The following is a 19,538-nucleotide window of genomic DNA, read 5'->3' as shown; positions in this document are numbered from 1 at the left end:
CTGAGTTCGACTCGATTTCTCAGGTCGATGTACCTCCAAGAACAACTCGGTCAGTCCCCTCTACCCCCTGGGGAGAGGGTTAGGGTGAGGGGTGGATCCACTGCGGACGATGCGCCCCCAATTCAGAAGCCGGAATCGCCCACTGCAACGGCGTCCCCGTAATCTTCAGTGGCACATGAAGTCGATGCGCCGGTCCCCAGGGCGTCTGCTCAACCAACAGACCTTGATCGTTGTCATCCTCCGCCCGCAACGGTTCATCTGTTCCCGCACCATTTTCAATCAGCAACTTCGCCGTACGCGCCAATGACAACCGCGCCGATCCACTACGCCCCAACAATCGAATTGCACTGGCCGCCATCAAATACCCGGTGGCGTGATCGAGCGCTTGCAAGGGCAATGGCGTCGGCTTGTCCGCGCGCTTCCATTGCATACCGGCGTCGGCGATTCCGCTGCTCATTTGCACCAGGCTGTCGAAGCCGCGGCGGTTCTGCCACGGGCCGCTCCAACCGTAAGCATTGAGGCTGACGTCGATCAGGCCGGGCGCCAGTTTCTGGCGTTCGGCGACACCGTAACCGAGGCGTTCCAGTGCGTCGGCGCGGTAGCCGTGGAGCAGAATGTCAGCGTCCTTGAGCAGGCTTTCGAACACGGAGCGATCAGTCTTGTCGTGCAGGTCCAGGCGTGTGCAGCGTTTGCCCAAGGTGACTTCCGGCACCACACCGGGTTCGTTCCAGGTCGGTGGGTCGATGCGCAAAACGTCGGCGCCGAGGCCTGCCAGGAAACGGCTGGCGATGGGGCCGGCGAGCACTCGAGTCAAATCCAGCACCTTGATTCCGGCCAGCGGTTGCGCCACCGAGCCTTGCCACGGTTTCGCGTTCTGACGGTTGTTTTCAGCAAATTGAATCAGCGGCTCGGCGTTCACAGCCTGACCTTGAGGGTGCGCCTGCCATTGTGCCCAGCTACGCATCTCGGCGGCGCAGCCACCGGCATCGACCACGGCCTGCTCCAGATCGCTTTTGGCCCATTGAGCAACCTTGCTCGCCATCGCTGCACGGTCGGCACAGGCACCGAGCACTTTTTCGGCAGCGGCGCGGTGATGGGGCGCGTTGGTGTGCAGGCGGATCCAGCCATCCTTTGTGGCGTAGTCACCGGCGACCGGATCCCACAGCGGCGGGACGCTCCAGCCGACCGGGCGGATCGAAGTGGCGAACCAGAAAGAGGCCAGGCGGCGGTCGACCTCAAGGCTGGGTAAGCGACCGGTTTGTTGCTGCAGCCATTCGCTGACAGCCTGGCCGGCAGCGGCAATGCTGGCGCATGCCAGGTCGGTGACGGCAAACGCCGAGGGCAGGGCGCCGCTCGACGTGAACTTGACCTGGGTGTGAGGCAAGCCGAGTGCGGCTTGAATGGACGTGAGTAAATCAGTCATCGAAGGCCCTCCGGGAGAGAGGGCAGCATAGATCAAAAGATCAAAAGATCGTCCGAACGCGGCCCGAGCCTTCGGACGATCTTTTGAGGGTTACACCCGAAACTGATCCATCAATTTCATCTGGTGGGTGGTCAACGAGTTGAGATGGCTGCAGATTTGCGCCGATTCGGTGGCCTGGCCGGTCAGGGTTTCGGTGACGGTGCGGATCGCCGAGACGTTGCGGTTGACCTCTTCGGCCACCGCGCTTTGCTGTTCGGCGGCGCTGGCGATTTGCAGGTTCATGTCGCTGATGACCGTCACCGCGTCGCTGATTTTGCTCAAGGCCTGCACCGCTTGCTGGATCTGCCCGGCGTTGCTGTGGGCCTGGGTCTGGCTCGAATGCATCGTGGCTACCACGCCGCGAGTACCAGTCTGGATGCGCTCGATGACGATACGGATTTCTTCCACCGAATCTTGCGTACGTTTGGCCAGGTTGCGCACTTCATCGGCGACCACCGCAAACCCGCGACCGCTCTCGCCGGCACGGGCCGCTTCAATCGCCGCATTGAGCGCCAGCAGGTTGGTTTGTTCGGCGATGCTGCGGATCACTTCCAGCACCGAGCCAATCTGCTCGCTGTTGACCGCCAGTGCTTCGACTTCGGTCACTGCCTTACTGACTTCGTCGGCCAGTTGATTGATGTCGCGGGTGCTGCGTTCAATGATCTGCATGCCGTCGCGAGCCGACTGGTCGGCACCCTTGGCCGCGTTCGCCGCATTCGAGGCACTGTTGGCGACGTCGTGGGCGGTGGCGCTCATTTCGTTGGACGCAGTGGCGACCTGGTCGATTTCGCGGAACTGCACCTGCATGCCTTCGCTGGTCTGGCGGGCGATTTCCGAAGACTGGTCGGCCGTTCCGCGGGCATCGGTGATGCTTTGTTTGATCTGCGCAATGGTCGGTTGCAGCTTATCGAGGAAGCGATTGAACCAGCTCACCAGTTCGCCCAGTTCGTCTTTCTTGCTGTAGTGCAGACGCTGCGTCAGGTCGCCGTCGCCGCTGGCAATCGCCTTGAGCATCTCGGCCACGCTGTTGATCGGCCGGGTCACACCGGACGCCGTGAGCCAGATCAACAACAGTCCGACCAGGCCGGCAATCACCGCGACCAAAACGGCTTTGATCGTGCCGCTTTGCTGGGCGTCATCGAGTACGGCTTGCAACTTGACCGAGTCGGCCAGCAACACTTGTTTCGGCAGGTCGATCACCACGCCCCAGGCCTTGGACTCGGCAATCGGACTGACCGGGTACACCGCGCGGATCAGGTCGCCCTGTTCGAGAATTTTCGGCGTCCCACCGCTGAGCAATTGCAGAACGTCCTTGCCGTCTGCGCCCAGGGTGTCGCCGATGCTTTTGCCGACCTTGCTCGCGTCCACGCTGTAACCGGCGAGTACGCCGCTGCCGGAGACGATCAGCATGTGGCCGGCGCTGTTGAACAGATCGCGTTGGGAATCGACCGCCGCTGCTTGCAGGGCGTCGAGGGCAATGTCCACACCGACCACGCCGATGGATTTGCCATCCACCAGCAGAGGTACGGAAATGGTGGTCATCAGCATTTCCTTGCCGGCGACGGTGTCGGCATACGGATCGAGCAGGCAGGTGCGCTTGCTGTCGCGAGGGCAGGTGTACCAGCTGTTATAGGGTGTGCCGCTGAGGCTCAAGGTGGTTTTGGTCATGTCGTCTTCGACCATGATCGTGTTGATTCCGACACCGCCGGCACGGCTCCAGTAGCTGGCGAAACGACCGGCTTCGTTGGACTGGCGAGCCGCATCGTTGGCGAACTCGCTGTCCTTGCCGTCGAGGCCATTGGGCTCGAATGCCAGCCAGATGCCGAGCACTTTGCTGTTGCGCTCGAAGGCGGTTTTCAGGCTCTGGTTCAACTCCTCACGCAGGGCGCCGGCGTCAAGGGAGCGCTTGGTCGCCATGTTGCGCATGTCCTTGATCTGATCGGCCAGGGCGGTCACCACCAGCAGGTTTTCGCCGAAGGTCTTCTGCACCCGCACTGCTTGCTCGGCGGCCTTGGCCTGAAGCAGGTTCTGCACGCTGGCGGTGAGCATCTTGCTGCTGGAGGCGCTGACCAGTTCATCGTTCTGATCGGTTTGGTAGATGTTCATGCCGACGATCAGGACGACCACGCCCAGCAGGCACAGACCGGACAGCAGGACGATTTTCAGGCGGATGGAGAGAGAGTCGAACATAGGACGAACTCGCGAATGGATGAGGTGTTGGCTGTGAGTCGGGATCGACCCGGTTCGCCAAGTCCATTCAGCGCCATTTAATGCACATCGGCGTGGGCAGAGGTTGCATGAACGCGAAGCCGACGAACGGTAGCAGGTGAACGTTTGCGCAGGAAAATGCCCTGAAAAGGACAGAAATTCAGGAAATTGTCGGCAACGATTCCGGCCGCGACCAGATCCACAGATTGCCCAGGCTCATGCCGGCAATCGCCAAAAAGATCGGCCAGCCATGATCGAGCATCACCAGCATCAACCCGGCGCACAGCAGCATGCTGACGGTGGCGCTGACCTTGGCTCGGCGGGCGATGATTTTGCCGTTGCGCCAGTTGCGCAGGATGGAACCGAACAGCCGATGGTTTTCCAGCCAGGCGCTAAGGCGCGGCGAACTTTTAGTCGCGGCCCAGGCGGCCAGCAGGATGAACTCGGTGGTCGGCAGGCCGGGTACGACGATGGCGATCAGGCCGATGCCCAGGCTGATGTAGGCGAGCAGGCCAAACAGCAGACGGGAGAGTTTTGAGGAGGAAAGGTGAGGCATTGGGCTCAAGTTGCGCGACTAAAGCTTTATCGGGATCGTGCAGGCACACTCGGTCCCTTGTAGGAGTGAGCCTGCTCGCGATAGCGGTGGGTCAGGCGGCAATGATGTCGACTGACACTCCGTCATCGCGAGCAGGCTCACTCCCACAGGGGGGATGTGTTTCTTCAGGCGAGTTCGGGGGTGGTGGCGTAGGCCTGTTCCAGTAATACGGTGAAGCGGTTGAACGCGTCGATAGCGCCTTTATCCAACTCGGCTTCTTCTTGTGCGTTGAGTTCCAGCCCGTCGAGGGTTTTGACGAAGCTCTTCCAGCCTTCAGCGCGGCCACCGGCCGGTTCACCGAGATGCCGGGCACCAAAGGTTTCGCTCAATCCGAGACCGACAGCACGCTTGATCAGGAACGCAGCGCCGAGTTTCGAACCTTCCGACACGAACAGCCAACCTAGCGCCTCGGCTTTGGTTGGATTCTTCACCGCTCCGGCGACGGGTGCCGGAACTTCGGTTTCCAGGTCCGCCAGATCCGCCTTGGCTGCTTCAGCACGGCAGCGAGCTGGCAGGTCAGGGACGATGGCGGTCAATTCGGCATCGTTGTACAGCGACACCAGCTCCGACTGAAACAAATACTGAGCCACCACGAAACGCGCGAAGTTGGCCTGGGTTTCGAACGGTGCGTGGGCTTTGACCAAGGCATCCAGCTTGGTATGAGGCTCGTTTGTGATCTGGTTCAAACGTTGCGAACGCAGAGCTGGGCGTTGAGCAGTGTCCTGAGCGGTCATGAGAAGTCCTTGAGAAAAAGAGGCGCTTGGTAACGAGACGGATAAGCAGGCGCCTGACAGTAAAAAAACCTCACTGCGCCACTTCTATCAAGCAGCGCAGGGAGGTGGCAGGGTCAGATATCCCAGACCAGATTGATCGCGAAGTTGCGACCGGGTTGGGTCAGGCGGTCGAGGTTGGCCGGTTGAGTGACCGAGGCTTCGCCGACGCTGTCGTAACCGCGCACGTCATCCCACTGCCAGTACTTCTTGTTGGTCAGGTTGTACAAGCCGGCGTTGACGGTTACGTCGTCGGTCACCTTGTAGAAACCGGCCAGGTCGAGCACGCCATAGCCCGGGGTTTTGAACTGGGTGCTGGTGCCGTCAGGGGTTTTGAAGCTGGTGCTGTCGACGCGAGTCTTGCGCTTGACCAGTGTCCAGCTCAACAGGGCGCCGTAGTTGTCCTGGTCGTAACCCAGGCCGAACACACCTGTCAGCGGGTTGATGCTGTTCAGCGGCTGGCCGCTGTCATCGTTTCGGCCATACAGGTAGGCCACCGAACCTTGGGTGTAGAGACCGGTCGGGGCGCCGAAGCTGTCGAGGTTCAGGCGACCCTTGAGCTCCAGGCCCTTGATGGTGGCGTGCGCGATGTTGTTGCTCTGGAAGGTGGTCTCGGTGTAGCCGGGCGTGATGGCGTTCTCGTCGATGAAGTCGCGGTATTTGTTGTAGAACACCGCCACATCGAAAGTGCCTGCCTCGAACTGGCCGCGCAGGCCGGTTTCATAGCTCTTGCTCTTTTCCGGTTCCAGGTCGGGATTCGGTGCGACCTGATAGCCGCCGGCCAGGTTTTCAAAGCGACCGTACAGTGCCTTGGCGGTCGGCGTACGGAAGCCTTCGGCGTACTGGCCATACCAGGTGTAGTGGTCGTTGAAGCTATAGGTGGTGCCGAATTTTGGCGACAGACGATGCCAGGTCTTCGTCTTGTCACTCACCACGCCGTTGCCGCTTTGGTCGGCGGTGACCAGGAATTCGTCGGTGATGTGCGGCTTGAGTTCGGTGTAGTCGTAGCGTGCGCCGGGCAGGAAGGTCCAGTTGCCCCAGCTGATCTGATCCTGGGCGAACAGGCTGTAGCTGTTGATGGTCGGATCCGGGAAGTCGCTGGCGGGTTTCAGGGTATCGGCGGCGCTGGCGGCACCGATGACCCGGCAAGCGCCGGCCACGGTCAGGCAGGTGCCGCTACCGGTGCGCAGGCCGGTGACTTTGTCCTGTTTGATGGTCGTGCCGTAGGTGACACGGTGGTCGGTGTCGGCGATGGCAAACGACTTGTCAGCCTGGGCATCGAACACCCATTGGCGATCCTTGTAGGTGGTATCGCGGTTGCGCAGCACCGTGCGCGACGGCGCGTAGATTTCTTCGGTGCTCTGGTCGGTCTTGGCGATCTGGTAATTCAGCGTCCACTTGATGTTGTCAGCCAGGACGCTGTCCAGGCCGAAGCTGTGTTCCAGACCGAAGCGTTCGCGGGTGACGGTGTCGTTGCCGGTACGGGATTTATAGAAGCCGAAACCGCGTCCTGCGTTGAACGGGCCGCCCACTGCGCTCAGTTGGTTGGTGTCGCGGTCATCCTTGTAGTGCTCGTAAGTCAGGCCGAAGCGCGCGTCGTCGGCGTAGTCCCAGCCCAGTTTGGCCAGCACGTTGGTGGTGCGCACGTCCTCGGGATTGGCCTCGGTGCGGTTCAGGCCGGTGCCGCCGGTTTCGCCGTAGGACTCTGTTTCATGACCATTGCGCTGACTCAAGTGCAACAGGCCGTCGAAGTCGCCGGTGCGACCGGCCACCGTGCCGGAGGTCAACCAGCTGTCGTCGGCCGAGCTGTAGCCGGTTTTCAGGCGTGCACCGACATCCTTGCCCGGTTTGATGATGTCGTCCGGGTCCAGCGTGTAGTAGCTGACCGCGCCGCCGATGGCGTTGCTGCCGTAAAGCACGGATGCCGGGCCGCGCAGAATCTCGACGCGCTTGACGATCTCGGGGTCGACGTAGTTGCGGTTGGTCTGGGCGTAAGGGCCGTTGAAGAAACTGTCGGGCACCTGCACACCGTCGATCTGCGTCAGTACGCGGTCGCCGTCGATGCCGCGGATGTTGTAGCCCGTGAGACCGGCGCGTTGACCGGCGCCGCCCACCGAAACACCGGGCTCGTAGCGCACCAGATCCTTGATGTTATTGACGTTGTTGCGGTCCAGTTCTTCGCGGGTGTGGACGGTGACGGTGCTCGGCACGCTGTTCACGTCCTGTTCCTGGCGGGTGGCGCTGATGGTCACCTGGTCCAGGTTGAGCGCGTTGCTGTTGCTGCGCTTCTCCAGCACGATGTTGTGGGTGCTCAGTTTGCGATAGCTCAGGTTGGTCCCCACCAACAGGCGATCGAGGGCTTTTTCCGGCGGCAACGAACCCCGTACGCCCGGCGAGGCTACGCCTTCAGCCAATTCTGCCGGCAAGCCGACCTGCCATCCCGTCACGGCGGTAAAGGCATTGAGTGCCGAGACCAGCGACTGCTGAGGGATGGCGAACGCGTAATCGCCCATGTTGCGGGTCGGTTGCTCGGCAGCGGTGGCGGCGCAGAGCTGCGCGCTGCCGGCCATCAGGATGGCGGCAGTCAGCAGCGACAGCACGCGAGAAGGTGAAGAAGGTTGGCGGGTAAGGCGAGAGGACATCGATAGCGCTCCGTGTCGCACGAATCTTTATAGGTGCTGATCCGAATCAGTAGATGCGAATCAATTGCATTGGCTATAACGAGACGTACGGGGTTTGGCTATCGAGTAAAAATAATTCTCATTTAGTTCAAAATCACCAGCGCCGGGAATTCCTGGAGCCGCGCCGAAGTGATGTGAGCCAGCGAACGGACCACGTCCAACGGCTGGTCGAGGCGGTAATTGCCGGTGACGGCGATGTCGGCCAACTGCTCGTTGTTGTTGATGATCCAGCCGGGGTAGTAACGACGCAGCTCCGCCAGCACCTGGCTCAGCGGGCAGTTTTCGAACACCAGTCGACCCTGGACCCACGCCAGGTCGGTCGCGGCATCGAGTTTGGCGGGGCGATCGAAACCGTTGGGGCCGATGCGGACGCTTTCTCCGGCGGACAAACGAATTCGCGCGTCGTCGCGGGTCGCTCGCAAGTCGACATCCCCACGCTGCACCCGAACCTGTGCCACGCCGTCCAGATAGCGCACCGCAAACGCGGTGTCCCGCACGCTGGCGGTGACCGGCCCGGCGTCGATTTCCAGCGGCTGGCCGCGATTGGCCGCCACCTCGAAAAATGCCTCGCCCTGATACAAACGGGCCACGCGCTGTTGATCGTTGATGGTGCTGGAGAACGCCGAATTGGTATTGAGCAGAACCTTCGAGCCGTCCTCCAGTTGCAGACGCTGGCGTTCACCGACCACGGTCAGGTGATCAGCCTGCAGGCGAATCGGCAGATTGCTGAAGCTGAACAAACCGAGGATCAGCACGGCGGCGGTGGCCAAGGGTTTCCAGTGCGGTCGCAGGCGCGACAGGACGGTCACTTTCGGCGGCCGGGCGGCCAGGCTTTGCGCGCATTGCACGACCTGCGGGCCCTCCCAGATCGCCTGAGCCTTGGCAAACGCCTCGGCATGCAACGGATCGGCGGCGAGCCAGTCGTGAAACTGTCGGCTCTGTTCCTCGCTCGGACTGTCCAGCACGATCAGCCAGTCCAGGGCCTGGTCCATCGCGCTTGCGGAGTCCCGCGCCGGGGAGGGCGGAAGGGAGCGGTGGGTGTCCGTCACGGTGTTTCCTCGGCAGTGTCTTGGCACCGCTGTTTTTTTAGTGAAGCTTGAAAGTGGGGCAGGGTAGCAAAGCCCGATAGTCAGTGCAGTTCATCCTCACGCATAGAGAATAAACCTACAGATTCAGTCGCCGTTTAACCGTTCGGCCACGCCGATGCAGATCGCCATGATCAATTTCAGCTCCTTTTGCACCGTGCTCAATGACACGCCAAGCTTCTCGGCGATCTCCAGATAGCTGTGCCCGTGCAGACGGCTGAGGATGAAAATCTGCTGCTGACGGGCGCTGAGTTCATTGAGGCTCACGTTCAAGCGCTCAAGCAATTGTTCGGCATGGGCGGCGTCCTCGGCACTGCTGGCGGGGGCAACGACGCTTTCCACCACGTCCAGCGGCACGTCGTCGAGCATCGTGCGGGACTGGATTCGCCGCGCACGCAAATGGTCCAGCGCCAGGTTGCGGGCGGTCTGGAAAACGAAGGGTTCAAGGTGATCGATGGCCCGCTCACTGAGCGCCCGGGTCACTCGCAGGTAGGTCTCCTGCAAGAGGTCTTCGGCGGTGCTGTGATTGTTGACCATCCGCTCCAATGTGCGCAGCAGAGAGACTCGCTGGGCGATGAAGACGTGATTGAAGCGAGATTGACTCACGGGAGGACCTGATCCATTTCGAGCGAATGATAATGCTTATCATCCGCTCGAGTGGTCAAGTATTGATTTGTGAAGCTGATTTGCGAAGGGCTAGGCACGGCCCAGCAGATAGGTCGCGTAATCGGGGATCCGATGTTCGTGCGCCTGCTCCATCATCGGGCTGCTCAGCAGGTAGTCGGCGCTGCATTCGTTGCAGGCCACCGGAATGTTCCAGACCGCCGCAACTCGCAATAACGCCTTGATGTCCGGGTCGTGCGGCTGTGGTTCAAACGGGTCCCAGAAGAACACCAGCATGTCGACCCGCTGCTCGGCGATTCGCGCACCGAGTTGCTGGTCGCCGCCCAATGGGCCGCTGATCATGCTCTCCACAGGCAAATCCAGGCGTTGTTGCAACAACAACCCGGTGGTGCCAGTGGCGACGAGTTCATGCTGTGCGAGCCTGTCTTTCTGCCGCTCGGCCCAGTCCAGCAAAAACACTTTGCAGTGGTCATGGGCGACCAAGGCAATACGCTTGCGCGCTGCCATGGTCTTTTGCGTAAAGCTGATACCGATCATCGGTGCTGCTCCTGCTTTTTCACAGCGGGTTATTCAGCGTTGCACAGCGCCAGGCAGTTATCGAGCATGCGGTTGGAGAAACCCCATTCGTTGTCGTACCAGGCCAGTACCTTGAGCAGCTTGCCGCTGGACTTGGTGTGGTTGGCGTCAAAGATCGACGACAGCGGGTTGTGGTTGAAGTCGCTGGAGACCAGCGGCAGGGTGTTGTAACCGAGAATCTTCGAGTGCTGGCTGGCTTCTTTCAGCAGCGCGTTCACTTCATCGGCCGACGCTTCGCGTTTGAGTTGCACGGTCAGGTCCACCAGCGACACGTTGATCACCGGCACGCGTACTGACATGCCGGTCAGTTTTCCCGCCAGTTCCGGCAGCACCAGACCGACCGCTTCAGCCGCGCCGGTTTTGCTCGGGATCATGTTCTGGGTGGCCGAACGCGCACGATACGGATCGACATGATAGACGTCGGTCAGGTGCTGATCGTTGGTGTAGGCGTGAATAGTGGTCATCAGACCGCTTTCGATTCCCAGCTCGCGGTGCAACACCTGGGCCACCGGGGCCAGGCAGTTGGTGGTGCACGACGCATTGGAAATGATCTGGTGCGATTGGCGCAGAATGTCGTGGTTAACGCCATACACCACGGTAGCGTCGGCGCCTTTGGCCGGGGCCGAGATGATCACTTTGCGTGCGCCGGCCGTAATATGCGCGGCGGCTTTGGCGCGGTCGGTGAACAAACCGGTGCATTCGAATACGACGTCGATCAGCTCGGCAGCCCATGGCAGTTCAGCCGGGTTACGAATGGCGCTGACAGAAATACGGTCACCGTTGACGGTCAGGCTTTCCTGATCGTGCTGGACATCGGCATCGAACGTGCCGTGAACAGTGTCGTACTTGAGCAGATGAGCGTTCATCGCGCTGTCGCCCAGGTCATTGATGGCAACGATCTGCAGATCCTGGCGATACCCTTGGGTATACAGTGCGCGCAGGACGTTACGGCCAATTCGGCCAAAACCATTGATTGCGATTCGAAGAGTCATTTAACAGGGCCGCCGTCGTTTTGTTGTTGGAATTACAAGATTATTCGCATAAAAATAGAAAACAAGCCTTTTTAATGGCAATATTTTGTTCAATCTACAACGAGTGACCTGAATCAACTGGTCCGACCGATCAAGAAAACCGTCTGTCATCCCATCGACAACGGCTCTTGTTCAGCATAGACAATCAGGTCGCCACATCCGTTAGCCTGGAGTTCTAAACATGCATCCCCGCGTCCTTGAGGTCACCGAACGGCTTATCGCCCGTAGCCGCGCCACGCGTGAGGCTTACCTTGCACTGATTCGTGGTGCTGCCAGCGACGGTCCCATGCGCGGCAAGCTGCAATGCGCCAACTTCGCCCACGGCGTAGCCGGTTGCGGCACCGACGACAAGAACAGTCTGCGGATGATGAACTCCGCGAACATTGCGATTGTTTCGTCCTATAACGACATGCTCTCGGCGCACCAGCCGTACGAAGTCTTTCCTGAACAGATCAAAAAGGCCCTGCGCGAAATCGGCTCCGTCGGTCAGTTCGCCGGCGGTACCCCGGCCATGTGCGATGGCGTGACTCAGGGCGAACCGGGCATGGAACTGAGCCTGCCGAGCCGCGAAGTGATTGCGCTGTCCACCGCCGTGGCGCTGTCCCACAACATGTTCGACGGCGCGCTGATGCTCGGCATCTGCGACAAGATCGTGCCGGGCCTGATGATGGGCGCGTTGCGTTTCGGTCATCTGCCAACGATCTTCGTGCCGGGTGGGCCGATGGTCTCGGGCATTTCCAACAAGCAGAAAGCCGACGTGCGCCAGCGCTACGCCGAAGGCAAAGCCAGTCGCGAAGAGCTGCTGGAATCGGAGATGAAGTCCTACCACAGCCCGGGCACTTGCACCTTTTACGGCACCGCCAACACCAACCAGTTGCTGATGGAAGTCATGGGCCTGCACTTGCCGGGCGCCTCGTTCGTCAACCCGAACACCCCATTGCGTGATGCCCTGACCCGCGAAGCCGCGCATCAGGTCACGCGTCTGACCAAACAGAGTGGCGACTTCATGCCGATCGGCGAAATCGTCGACGAACGTTCGCTGGTCAACTCCATCGTGGCCCTGCACGCCACCGGCGGCTCGACCAACCACACCTTGCACATGCCGGCGATCGCCATGGCGGCGGGCATTCAACTGACCTGGCAAGACATGGCCGACCTCTCCGAGGTGGTGCCGACCCTGAGCCACGTTTACCCGAACGGCAAAGCCGACATCAACCACTTCCAGGCCGCGGGCGGCATGTCGTTCCTGATTCGCGAACTGCTGGAAGCCGGCTTGCTCCACGAAAACGTCAACACGGTGCTGGGCCACGGCCTGAGCCGCTACACCATGGAACCGTTCCTCGAAAACGGCGAACTGGTCTGGCGCGAAGGCCCGATCGAAAGCCTCGACGAAACCATCCTGCGTCCAGTCGCGCGCGCGTTCTCGCCAGAGGGCGGCTTGCGAGTGATGGAAGGCAACCTCGGCCGCGGTGTGATGAAAGTCTCCGCCGTCGCGTTGGAAAACCAGGTCGTCGAAGCACCGGCCATGGTGTTCCAGGATCAGCAGGATTTGGCTGATGCGTTCAAGGCCGGTTTGCTCGAGAAGGATTTCGTCGCCGTGATGCGCTTCCAGGGCCCGCGCTCCAACGGCATGCCGGAGCTGCACAAGATGACGCCGTTCCTCGGCGTGCTACAGGATCGCGGTTTCAAAGTCGCGCTGGTCACCGACGGGCGCATGTCCGGTGCGTCGGGGAAAATCCCGGCGGCCATTCACGTCAGCCCCGAAGCGTATGTGGGCGGCGCTTTGGCGCGGGTGCAAGAGGGCGATATCATCCGCGTCGATGGCGTCAAAGGCACTCTGGAGCTTAAGGTGGACGCCGAAGAATTCGCGGCGCGCGAACCTGCCAAGGGCCTGTTGGGCAATAACATCGGCAGCGGTCGCGAGCTGTTTGGTTTCATGCGCATGGCCTTCAGCTCGGCGGAGCAGGGCGCCAGCGCCTTTACTTCTGCCCTGGAGACGCTTAATTGAAACTGGCTTTGGTCGGTGACATCGGTGGGACCAACGCACGTTTCGCGTTGTGGAAAAACCAGCAGCTGGAATCGATCCAGGTGCTGGCAACGGTCGACCACGCCAGCCCGGAAGAGGCGATTGCCCTCTACCTGAGCGGGCTTGGCCTGGCGCCGGGTTCAATCGGCTCGGTGTGCCTGTCGGTGGCCGGCCCCGTCAGCGGCGATGAATTCAAGTTCACCAATAATCACTGGCGACTCAGCCGCAAGGGGTTCTGCCAGACCTTGCAGGTGGATCAACTGCTGCTGGTCAACGACTTCTCGGCGATGGCGCTGGGCATGACCCGTTTGCAGCCGGACGAGTTTCGGGTGGTCTGCGAAGGCACGCCGGAACCGTTGCGGCCGGCAGTGGTGATCGGCCCGGGGACTGGCCTCGGTGTTGGCACGTTGCTGGATCTGGGCGAAAGTCGTTTCGCCGCGTTGCCGGGGGAGGGCGGACACGTCGATTTGCCGCTGAGCAGTCCGCGGGAAACTCAGTTGTGGCAGCACATCTTCAATGAGATCGGCCATGTCAGCGCTGAAACGGCGTTGAGCGGCAGCGGTTTGCCGCGGGTCTATCGGGCGATTTGTGCGGTGGACGGTCATGAGCCTGTGCTCGAAACACCGGAAGCGATCACGGCTGCCGGGTTGGCCGGCGATCCGATTGCCCTGGAAGTGCTCGAGCAGTTCTGCTGCTGGCTGGGTCGTGTGGCCGGCAACAACGTGCTGACCACCGGTGCGCGTGGCGGTGTGTACATCGTGGGCGGGGTGATTCCGCGGTTTGCCGATTTCTTCATCGAAAGCGGTTTCGCCCGGTGCTTCGCCGACAAGGGCTGCATGAGCGATTACTTCAAAGGCATCCCGGTGTGGCTGGTGACGGCGCCGTATTCCGGCTTGATGGGGGCAGGGGTAGCACTGGAGCAATCCAACCCAGCCTGAAATGCGATCAAAAATGTGGGAGCGAGCCTGCTCGCGATGGCGGTGTGTCAGTCAACCAATGTGTTGAATGTAAAACTGCTATCGCGAGCAGGCTCGCTCCCACAGTGGTTTTTCCACAGTTGCTTCTGCAGTGTTTGTAGATTCAGTGCTTAAGGCATAATCCGCCCAATTCAAACAACAAGGATGCCGCCCCTGTGAGCTCAGTCAACAAGTCGATTTTGTTGGTCGATGACGATCAAGAGATACGCGAGTTGCTGGACACCTACCTGACCCGCGCCGGCTTCCAGGTTCGTACCACGCCTGACGGTGCAGGCTTTCGTCAGGCGATGAACGAGGCGCCGAGCGATCTGGTGATCCTCGATGTGATGCTGCCGGACGAAGACGGCTTCAGCCTCTGCCGCTGGATCCGTCAGCACCCGCGTCAGGCGCAGGTGCCGATCATCATGCTCACCGCCAGTTCCGACGAGGCCGACCGCGTCATCGGTCTGGAATTGGGCGCCGACGATTACCTTGGCAAACCCTTCAGCCCGCGTGAATTGCAGGCGCGCATCAAAGCCTTGTTGCGTCGCGCGCAGTTCGGTCAGGAACGTTCCGGCAGTGAAGTGTTGGCCTTCGATGACTGGCGACTGGACATGGTCAGCCATCGGCTGTTCCACATCGATGGCGAAGAAGTGATTCTCTCCGGCGCCGATTTCGCGCTGCTGAAACTGTTCCTCGATCACCCTCAGGAAATTCTCGATCGCGACACCATCGGCAACGCCACCCGTGGTCGTGATTTGATGCCGCTGGATCGCATCGTCGACATGGCCGTCAGCCGTTTGCGCCAGCGCCTGCGCGACACCGAAAAACCGCCGCGGCTGATCCGTACCGTGCGCGGCAGCGGCTACCAACTGGCCGCCAATGTGGTTGCCAGCAATGGCCACTGAGTTTTTCCGCAAGCTCGCCGCACGGATTCCCGTGCCGCGTTCGCTGCTCGGGCGGATGTTGCTGCTGACGCTGTTGGCGGTGTTGTTCGCCCAGACGCTGTCGAGCGTGATCTGGGTCTCGCAACTGCGCGCCACCCAACTTGAAGGCCTGGTCACCAGCGCCCGAAGCCTCGCTCATTCGATGACCGCCAGCGTCAGTTACTTCCGCTCTCTGCCGGTCGCGTTTCGGCCATTGGTACTCGACCAGTTGCGCAGCATGGGCGGCACCCGTTTTGTGGTGACGCTCAACGACAAACCCTTGGGCATGGAAGTGCTGCCGATCACCCCGCGCAAGGAAGCCGTGCTCAAAGCGGTGGACGAAGTGCTGCGCCAGTCACTGGGTCAGGACATTGATATCTCGGTGACGTTCGTCAGCCCCGAAGACCTGCGGATCTTCAATGGCGGCCTGAAACTCGATGAATTGCCGCGCTCCTGGGCGCATTACGCGCTGACCCTGGAGCCGGTGAACCCGCCGGTATTGGTCACGCAAATCCAGATGGCACCGGGCGAGTGGCTGTACATCGCCTCACTGTTGCCCGAGCCCTACACCAGTCTTGAAGAACAAGGCCTGCCGGCGCAGCAGGTCTGGTTCATCGTGCTCACCAGCGGCTTTTTGCTGTTGTTCATTGGCCTGCTGGTGCACTGGCAGAGCCGGCCGCTCAAGCGTTTGGCGCGGGCAGCACGGGACATGTCCCTCGGCGCGGAAGTCGAGCCAGTGGCGGAGGGCGGCGGCAGTGAAGTGGTCGAAGTCGGCCGCGCCTTCAATGCGATGCGCGAACGCATCAGCCGTTACCTGACCGAGCGCAGCCAGTTGTTCAGCGCAATTTCCCATGACTTGCGCACGCCGATTACCCGCTTGCGGTTGCGGGTTGAATTGCTCGAGGACGAAACGCTGCAAGCCAAGTTCGGCCGTGATCTGGATGAGCTGGAGCTGCTGGTCAAAGGCGCGCTGCAATGCGTGAAAGACACCGACATCCACGAAAACATCGAACCGGTGGACCTCAATCACGTGCTTGATTGTCTGGTGGAACCGTATCTGGCGCCCAACGGTAACGGTCGCGTTACTCAGCAAGGGCGTGCGCTGGCGGCGTATCCGGGGAAGCCGCTGGCGCTCAAGCGTTGCATCGGCAACCTGATCGACAATGCCTTGAAGTATGGGCAGAAAGCGCATTTGCACATTGATGACGACCAGAGTGCGTTCATCCTGCATGTGGACGATGAAGGGCCAGGTGTGCCGGAACAGCGGATGGAGCAGGTGTTCGAGCCGCACTTCCGCCTTGCCGGGCAGCAGCAGGGTTATGGATTGGGGTTGGGGATTGCGCGAAATATTGCGCATAGCCATGGGGGGGAAGTGAGCCTGCAAAACCTGCGTGAAGGCGGGTTAAGGGTGACGTTGCATTTGCCTCGTTCGGTGGATTGAGTTTCTTCCTTTAGATCCACCCCTCACCCTAACCCTCTCCCCAGGGGGTAGAGGGGACTGATCGTGTGGGCTATTTGATCTACATCGACCTGAAATTCCGAGTCGAACTCAGGTTTGAAGAACATGAAGATCGGCTCCCTTTCCCCCTCTCCCCCATGGGGAGAGGGCTGGGGTGAGGGGTGGCTTTTGAGCCCGACACAAACCCTAAATCATTTGTCACAATCCAGTGACATAACTCGCCCCCTTCGTTACAAGCCCACCACCGCCCGTTGTTTAGACTGCCCCCAGTCATAACAACAAAAAAGGCACCCCATGGACACCTTCCAACCCGCGTTCAGCAGTTGGCTGAACGCCCCCGGCCATCAGCAATGGCTCGCCGCCGAAGGCCTGCGCCTGCTGGCGTTTGCCAAGGCTTCAAAGCTTCCCGAAGGTTTCGGCAATCTTGATGGAAAGGGCTGCCTCCCGGCCAATGCCCACGCCGAAACCATGAACACCGCGCGCATGACCCACAGCTTCGCCATGGCTCACATTCAGGGCCTGCCGGGTTTCGCCGAGCTGGTGGATCACGGCATCAAAGCCCTCAGCGGCCCATTGCGTGACGCCGAACACGGTGGCTGGTTCGCTGTCCCCGAGCATCGCGACGGCAACACTGACAAAGCCGCTTACCTGCACGCCTTCGTTGCCTTGGCCGCCAGTTCTGCGGTCGTCGCTCAGCGTCCCGGCGCGCAGGCCTTGCTCGACGATGCCATCGACATCATCGACACGCACTTCTGGAGCGAGGAGGAGGGCGCGATGCGCGAGTCCTTCAACCGCGACTGGAGTGAGGAGGAAAGTTATCGCGGCGCCAACAGCAACATGCACGCCACCGAAGCCTTTCTCGCGTTGGCCGATGTCACCGACGACAACCGCTGGCTGTGCCGCGCCCAGCGCATCGTCGAGCGCGTCATCCACGGTCACGCGGCCGCTAACGATTACCTGGTGGTCGAGCATTTCGACCGCGACTGGCAGCCGCTTCGCGACTACAACCACGACAACCCGGCCGATGGTTTCCGCCCCTTCGGCACCACGCCGGGTCACGGTTTCGAATGGGCCCGGTTGATGCTGCATCTCGAAGCGGCGCGGGTTAAGGCCGGGATGCTCACGCCGGGCTGGCTCGCCACCGACGCGCAGAAACTCTTCGACCACAACTGCCGTCACGGCTGGGATGTCGACGGGGCGCCGGGGATTGTTTACACCCTCGACTGGGACAATCGCGCCGTGGTTCGCCATCGTCTGCACTGGACCCATTGCGAAGCCAGCGCCGCCGCCAGTGCGCTGCTTAAACGCACAGGCGATGCGCAATACGAAAGCTGGTACCGACTTTTTTGGGAATTCTGCGACAGCCATTTCATTGACCGCGAAAGCGGCAGCTGGCATCACGAACTTGATCCGCAAAACCGTCCAAGCGCCGATATCTGGGCTGGTAAGCCTGATCTTTATCACGCCTGGCAAGCCGTATTGATCCCGCGATTGCCTCTGGCGCCGAGTATGGCGACTGCCCTGGCACAGTTATCCCAGAGCGCTCCTGTGTAACCATGTGGTGACATTCAAACGTCCCTTCGTTACCTGCGAAGGGATCACTCCTGTTTAGAATCCTATGCAGCGCAAGCACCAGACTTGCATGCATAACAACAAGAAAGGTACTACTAGATGAATGCGATTTCTCGCCTCGCTACTGTCATTTCTCTCGCTTCACTGCTTCCCCTGTCTGCATTCCCGCTGAGTACGCTTGCTGCCGATTCCAAAGGTTCGGTGGAAGTCGTTCACTGGTGGACCTCTGGTGGTGAAAAGGCCGCGGTCGATGTCCTGAAGGCTCAAGTCGAAAAAGACGGCTTCACCTGGAAGGACGGCGCAGTCGCCGGTGGCGGCGGTTCCACTGCCATGACCGTACTCAAAAGCCGCGCCGTCGCCGGTAACCCGCCGGGCGTTGCACAGATCAAAGGTCCGGACATCCAGGAGTGGGGCAGCACTGGCCTGCTCAGCACCGATACCCTGAAAGACGTTTCCAAATCCGAAGGCTGGGATGGCCTGCTGTCGAAGAAAGTCTCCGACACCGTCAAATACGAAGGTGACTACGTCGCCGTGCCGGTGAACATTCACCGCGTCAACTGGCTGTGGATCAACCCGGAAGTCTTCAAGAAAGCCGGGATCGAAAAAGCCCCGACCACCCTCGCCGAATTCTATGCCGCAGGCGACAAGCTGAAAGCCGCCGGTTTCATCGCGCTCGCCCACGGTGGCCAGCCTTGGCAGGACAGCACCGTGTTTGAAGACGTGGTGCTCTCGGTCATGGGCGCGGACGGTTACAAGAAAGCCCTGGTAGACCTGGATCAGAAAACCCTCTCGGGTGCCGAGATGACCAAGTCGTTCACCGAGCTGAAAAAACTCACCGGCTACATGGACCCTAACCGCGCCGGTCGTGACTGGAACATCGCGGCCGCCGACGTCATCAGCGGCAAGGCCGGTATGCAGATGATGGGCGACTGGGCCAAGAGCGAATGGACCGCTGCCAAGAAAGTAGCGGGCAAGGACTACCAATGCGTGCCATTCCCGGGCACCGAAAAAGCCTTCACCTACAACATCGATTCCCTGGCCGTGTTCAAGCTCAAGGCTGATCGCAAAGGTGACATCGCCGCTCAGCAGGACCTGGCCAAGGTCGCCCTGGGTAAAGACTTCCAGAAAGTCTTCAGCATCAACAAAGGCTCGATCCCGGTGCGTACCGACATGCTTAACGACATGAGCGGTCTGGGCTTCGATTCCTGCGCTCAAGCGGCTGCCAAGGATTTCCTTGCAGACGAGAAGACTGGCGGCCTGCAACCGAGCATGGCGCACAACATGGCCACTTCCCTGGCCGTGCAGGGCGCGATCTTCGATGTGGTGACCAATTTCATGAACGACAAGGATGCTGACCCGGCCAAGGCCAGCGCCCAACTGGCATCGGCCGTCAAAGCCGCCCAGTAATCCCTGCGGCATTTACCTGAGTGAGTTCCCCCTGTGGGAGCGAGCTTGCTCGCGATAGCTGGCTGACATTCAAAAGAGATGTCGACTGTTACACCGCTATCGCGAGCAAGCTCGCTCCCACAAGGGATCACCCTCTGATCCTCACTTCTTCACCTGGATT

The 19,538-nt window shown here is 60.6% G+C and carries 15 protein-coding genes and 1 pseudogene; 6 read left to right on the top strand and 10 right to left on the bottom strand.

The features are described 5' to 3' along the window. Nucleotides 1–79: 79 nt before the first annotated feature. The 10 genes and pseudogenes from ACYZTZ_RS21570 to gap all read right to left on the bottom strand — a co-directional run bounded on the left by ACYZTZ_RS21570 (nt 80) and on the right by gap (nt 10,993). Complete coding sequence (locus ACYZTZ_RS21570) at nt 80–1,423, bottom strand: CoA transferase (RefSeq protein ID WP_461999655.1); 1,344 nt, start codon at nt 1,421–1,423, stop codon at nt 80–82. A gap of 90 nt (nt 1,424–1,513) precedes the next feature. Further along, nucleotides 1,514–2,269: a methyl-accepting chemotaxis protein gene (locus ACYZTZ_RS21565; RefSeq protein WP_462000694.1), complete on the bottom strand. Its 756-nt coding sequence runs from the start codon at nt 2,267–2,269 to the stop codon at nt 1,514–1,516. A gap of 102 nt (nt 2,270–2,371) precedes the next feature. Then, nucleotides 2,372–3,379: pseudogene (locus ACYZTZ_RS21560) on the bottom strand (methyl-accepting chemotaxis protein); the annotation flags it as partial. Between the two features lie 451 nt (nt 3,380–3,830). After that, a complete protein-coding gene (locus ACYZTZ_RS21555; protein WP_461999654.1) occupies nt 3,831–4,226 on the bottom strand; it encodes a YbaN family protein in 396 nt (131 codons plus the stop codon). A gap of 164 nt (nt 4,227–4,390) precedes the next feature. Next, complete coding sequence (locus tag ACYZTZ_RS21550; RefSeq protein WP_461999653.1) at nt 4,391–4,999, bottom strand: biliverdin-producing heme oxygenase; 609 nt, start codon at nt 4,997–4,999, stop codon at nt 4,391–4,393. Between the two features lie 113 nt (nt 5,000–5,112). Further along, entirely contained in the window at nt 5,113–7,677 is a 2,565-nt protein-coding gene (locus tag ACYZTZ_RS21545) for a TonB-dependent receptor (RefSeq protein WP_461999652.1), read from the bottom strand. A 122-nt stretch (nt 7,678–7,799) separates the two neighbouring features. Continuing rightward, nucleotides 7,800–8,765 carry a FecR family protein gene (locus ACYZTZ_RS21540; protein ID WP_461999651.1) on the bottom strand — a complete coding sequence of 322 codons (966 nt, stop codon included), beginning with the start codon at nt 8,763–8,765 and terminating at the stop codon, nt 7,800–7,802. A gap of 123 nt (nt 8,766–8,888) precedes the next feature. Then, nucleotides 8,889–9,407 (bottom strand): RNA polymerase sigma factor, encoded by a 519-nt coding sequence (locus ACYZTZ_RS21535; RefSeq protein WP_461999650.1) that lies wholly within the window; start codon nt 9,405–9,407, stop codon nt 8,889–8,891. A gap of 90 nt (nt 9,408–9,497) precedes the next feature. Beyond that, complete coding sequence (locus ACYZTZ_RS21530) at nt 9,498–9,962, bottom strand: methylglyoxal synthase (RefSeq protein WP_008155845.1); 465 nt, start codon at nt 9,960–9,962, stop codon at nt 9,498–9,500. A 29-nt stretch (nt 9,963–9,991) separates the two neighbouring features. Continuing rightward, entirely contained in the window at nt 9,992–10,993 is a 1,002-nt protein-coding gene (gene gap, locus ACYZTZ_RS21525; protein ID WP_461999649.1) for a type I glyceraldehyde-3-phosphate dehydrogenase, read from the bottom strand. Nucleotides 10,994–11,213: 220 nt separating this feature from the next. On the opposite strand from gap, the gene edd reads away from it, so the two are divergent. From edd to ACYZTZ_RS21495, 6 genes are all read left to right on the top strand, one after another. Continuing rightward, nucleotides 11,214–13,040, top strand: a complete 1,827-nt coding sequence (edd, locus tag ACYZTZ_RS21520) for a phosphogluconate dehydratase (RefSeq protein ID WP_008155848.1) — start codon at nt 11,214–11,216, stop codon at nt 13,038–13,040. Further along, a complete protein-coding gene (locus tag ACYZTZ_RS21515) occupies nt 13,037–13,996 on the top strand; it encodes a glucokinase (RefSeq protein WP_461999648.1) in 960 nt (319 codons plus the stop codon). Before edd ends, ACYZTZ_RS21515 begins: the two co-directional genes overlap by 4 nt. A 194-nt stretch (nt 13,997–14,190) precedes the next feature. Beyond that, the gene (locus ACYZTZ_RS21510) at nt 14,191–14,922 is read left to right on the top strand and encodes a response regulator (protein WP_008155851.1); all 732 of its coding nucleotides are present in this window, start codon (nt 14,191–14,193) and stop codon (nt 14,920–14,922) included. Further along, nucleotides 14,912–16,381 (top strand): ATP-binding protein, encoded by a 1,470-nt coding sequence (locus tag ACYZTZ_RS21505; RefSeq protein ID WP_461999647.1) that lies wholly within the window; start codon nt 14,912–14,914, stop codon nt 16,379–16,381. The genes ACYZTZ_RS21510 and ACYZTZ_RS21505 overlap by 11 nt, the downstream gene beginning before the upstream one ends. A gap of 312 nt (nt 16,382–16,693) precedes the next feature. After that, on the top strand, nt 16,694–17,953 hold the full coding sequence (locus ACYZTZ_RS21500; protein WP_461999646.1) for a D-mannose isomerase: 1,260 nt from the start codon (nt 16,694–16,696) through the stop codon (nt 17,951–17,953). A 117-nt stretch (nt 17,954–18,070) separates the two neighbouring features. Continuing rightward, nucleotides 18,071–19,378, top strand: coding sequence for an ABC transporter substrate-binding protein (locus tag ACYZTZ_RS21495; protein WP_461999645.1), 1,308 nt, complete (start codon nt 18,071–18,073; stop codon nt 19,376–19,378). The last annotated feature ends 160 nt before the right edge of the window (nt 19,379–19,538 follow it).

The sequence above is a fragment of the Pseudomonas sp. LB3P58 genome (assembly GCF_054897895.1).
Note: the sequence above shows the minus strand (reverse complement) of the source record. Positions and strands in the feature narration are given on the sequence as shown.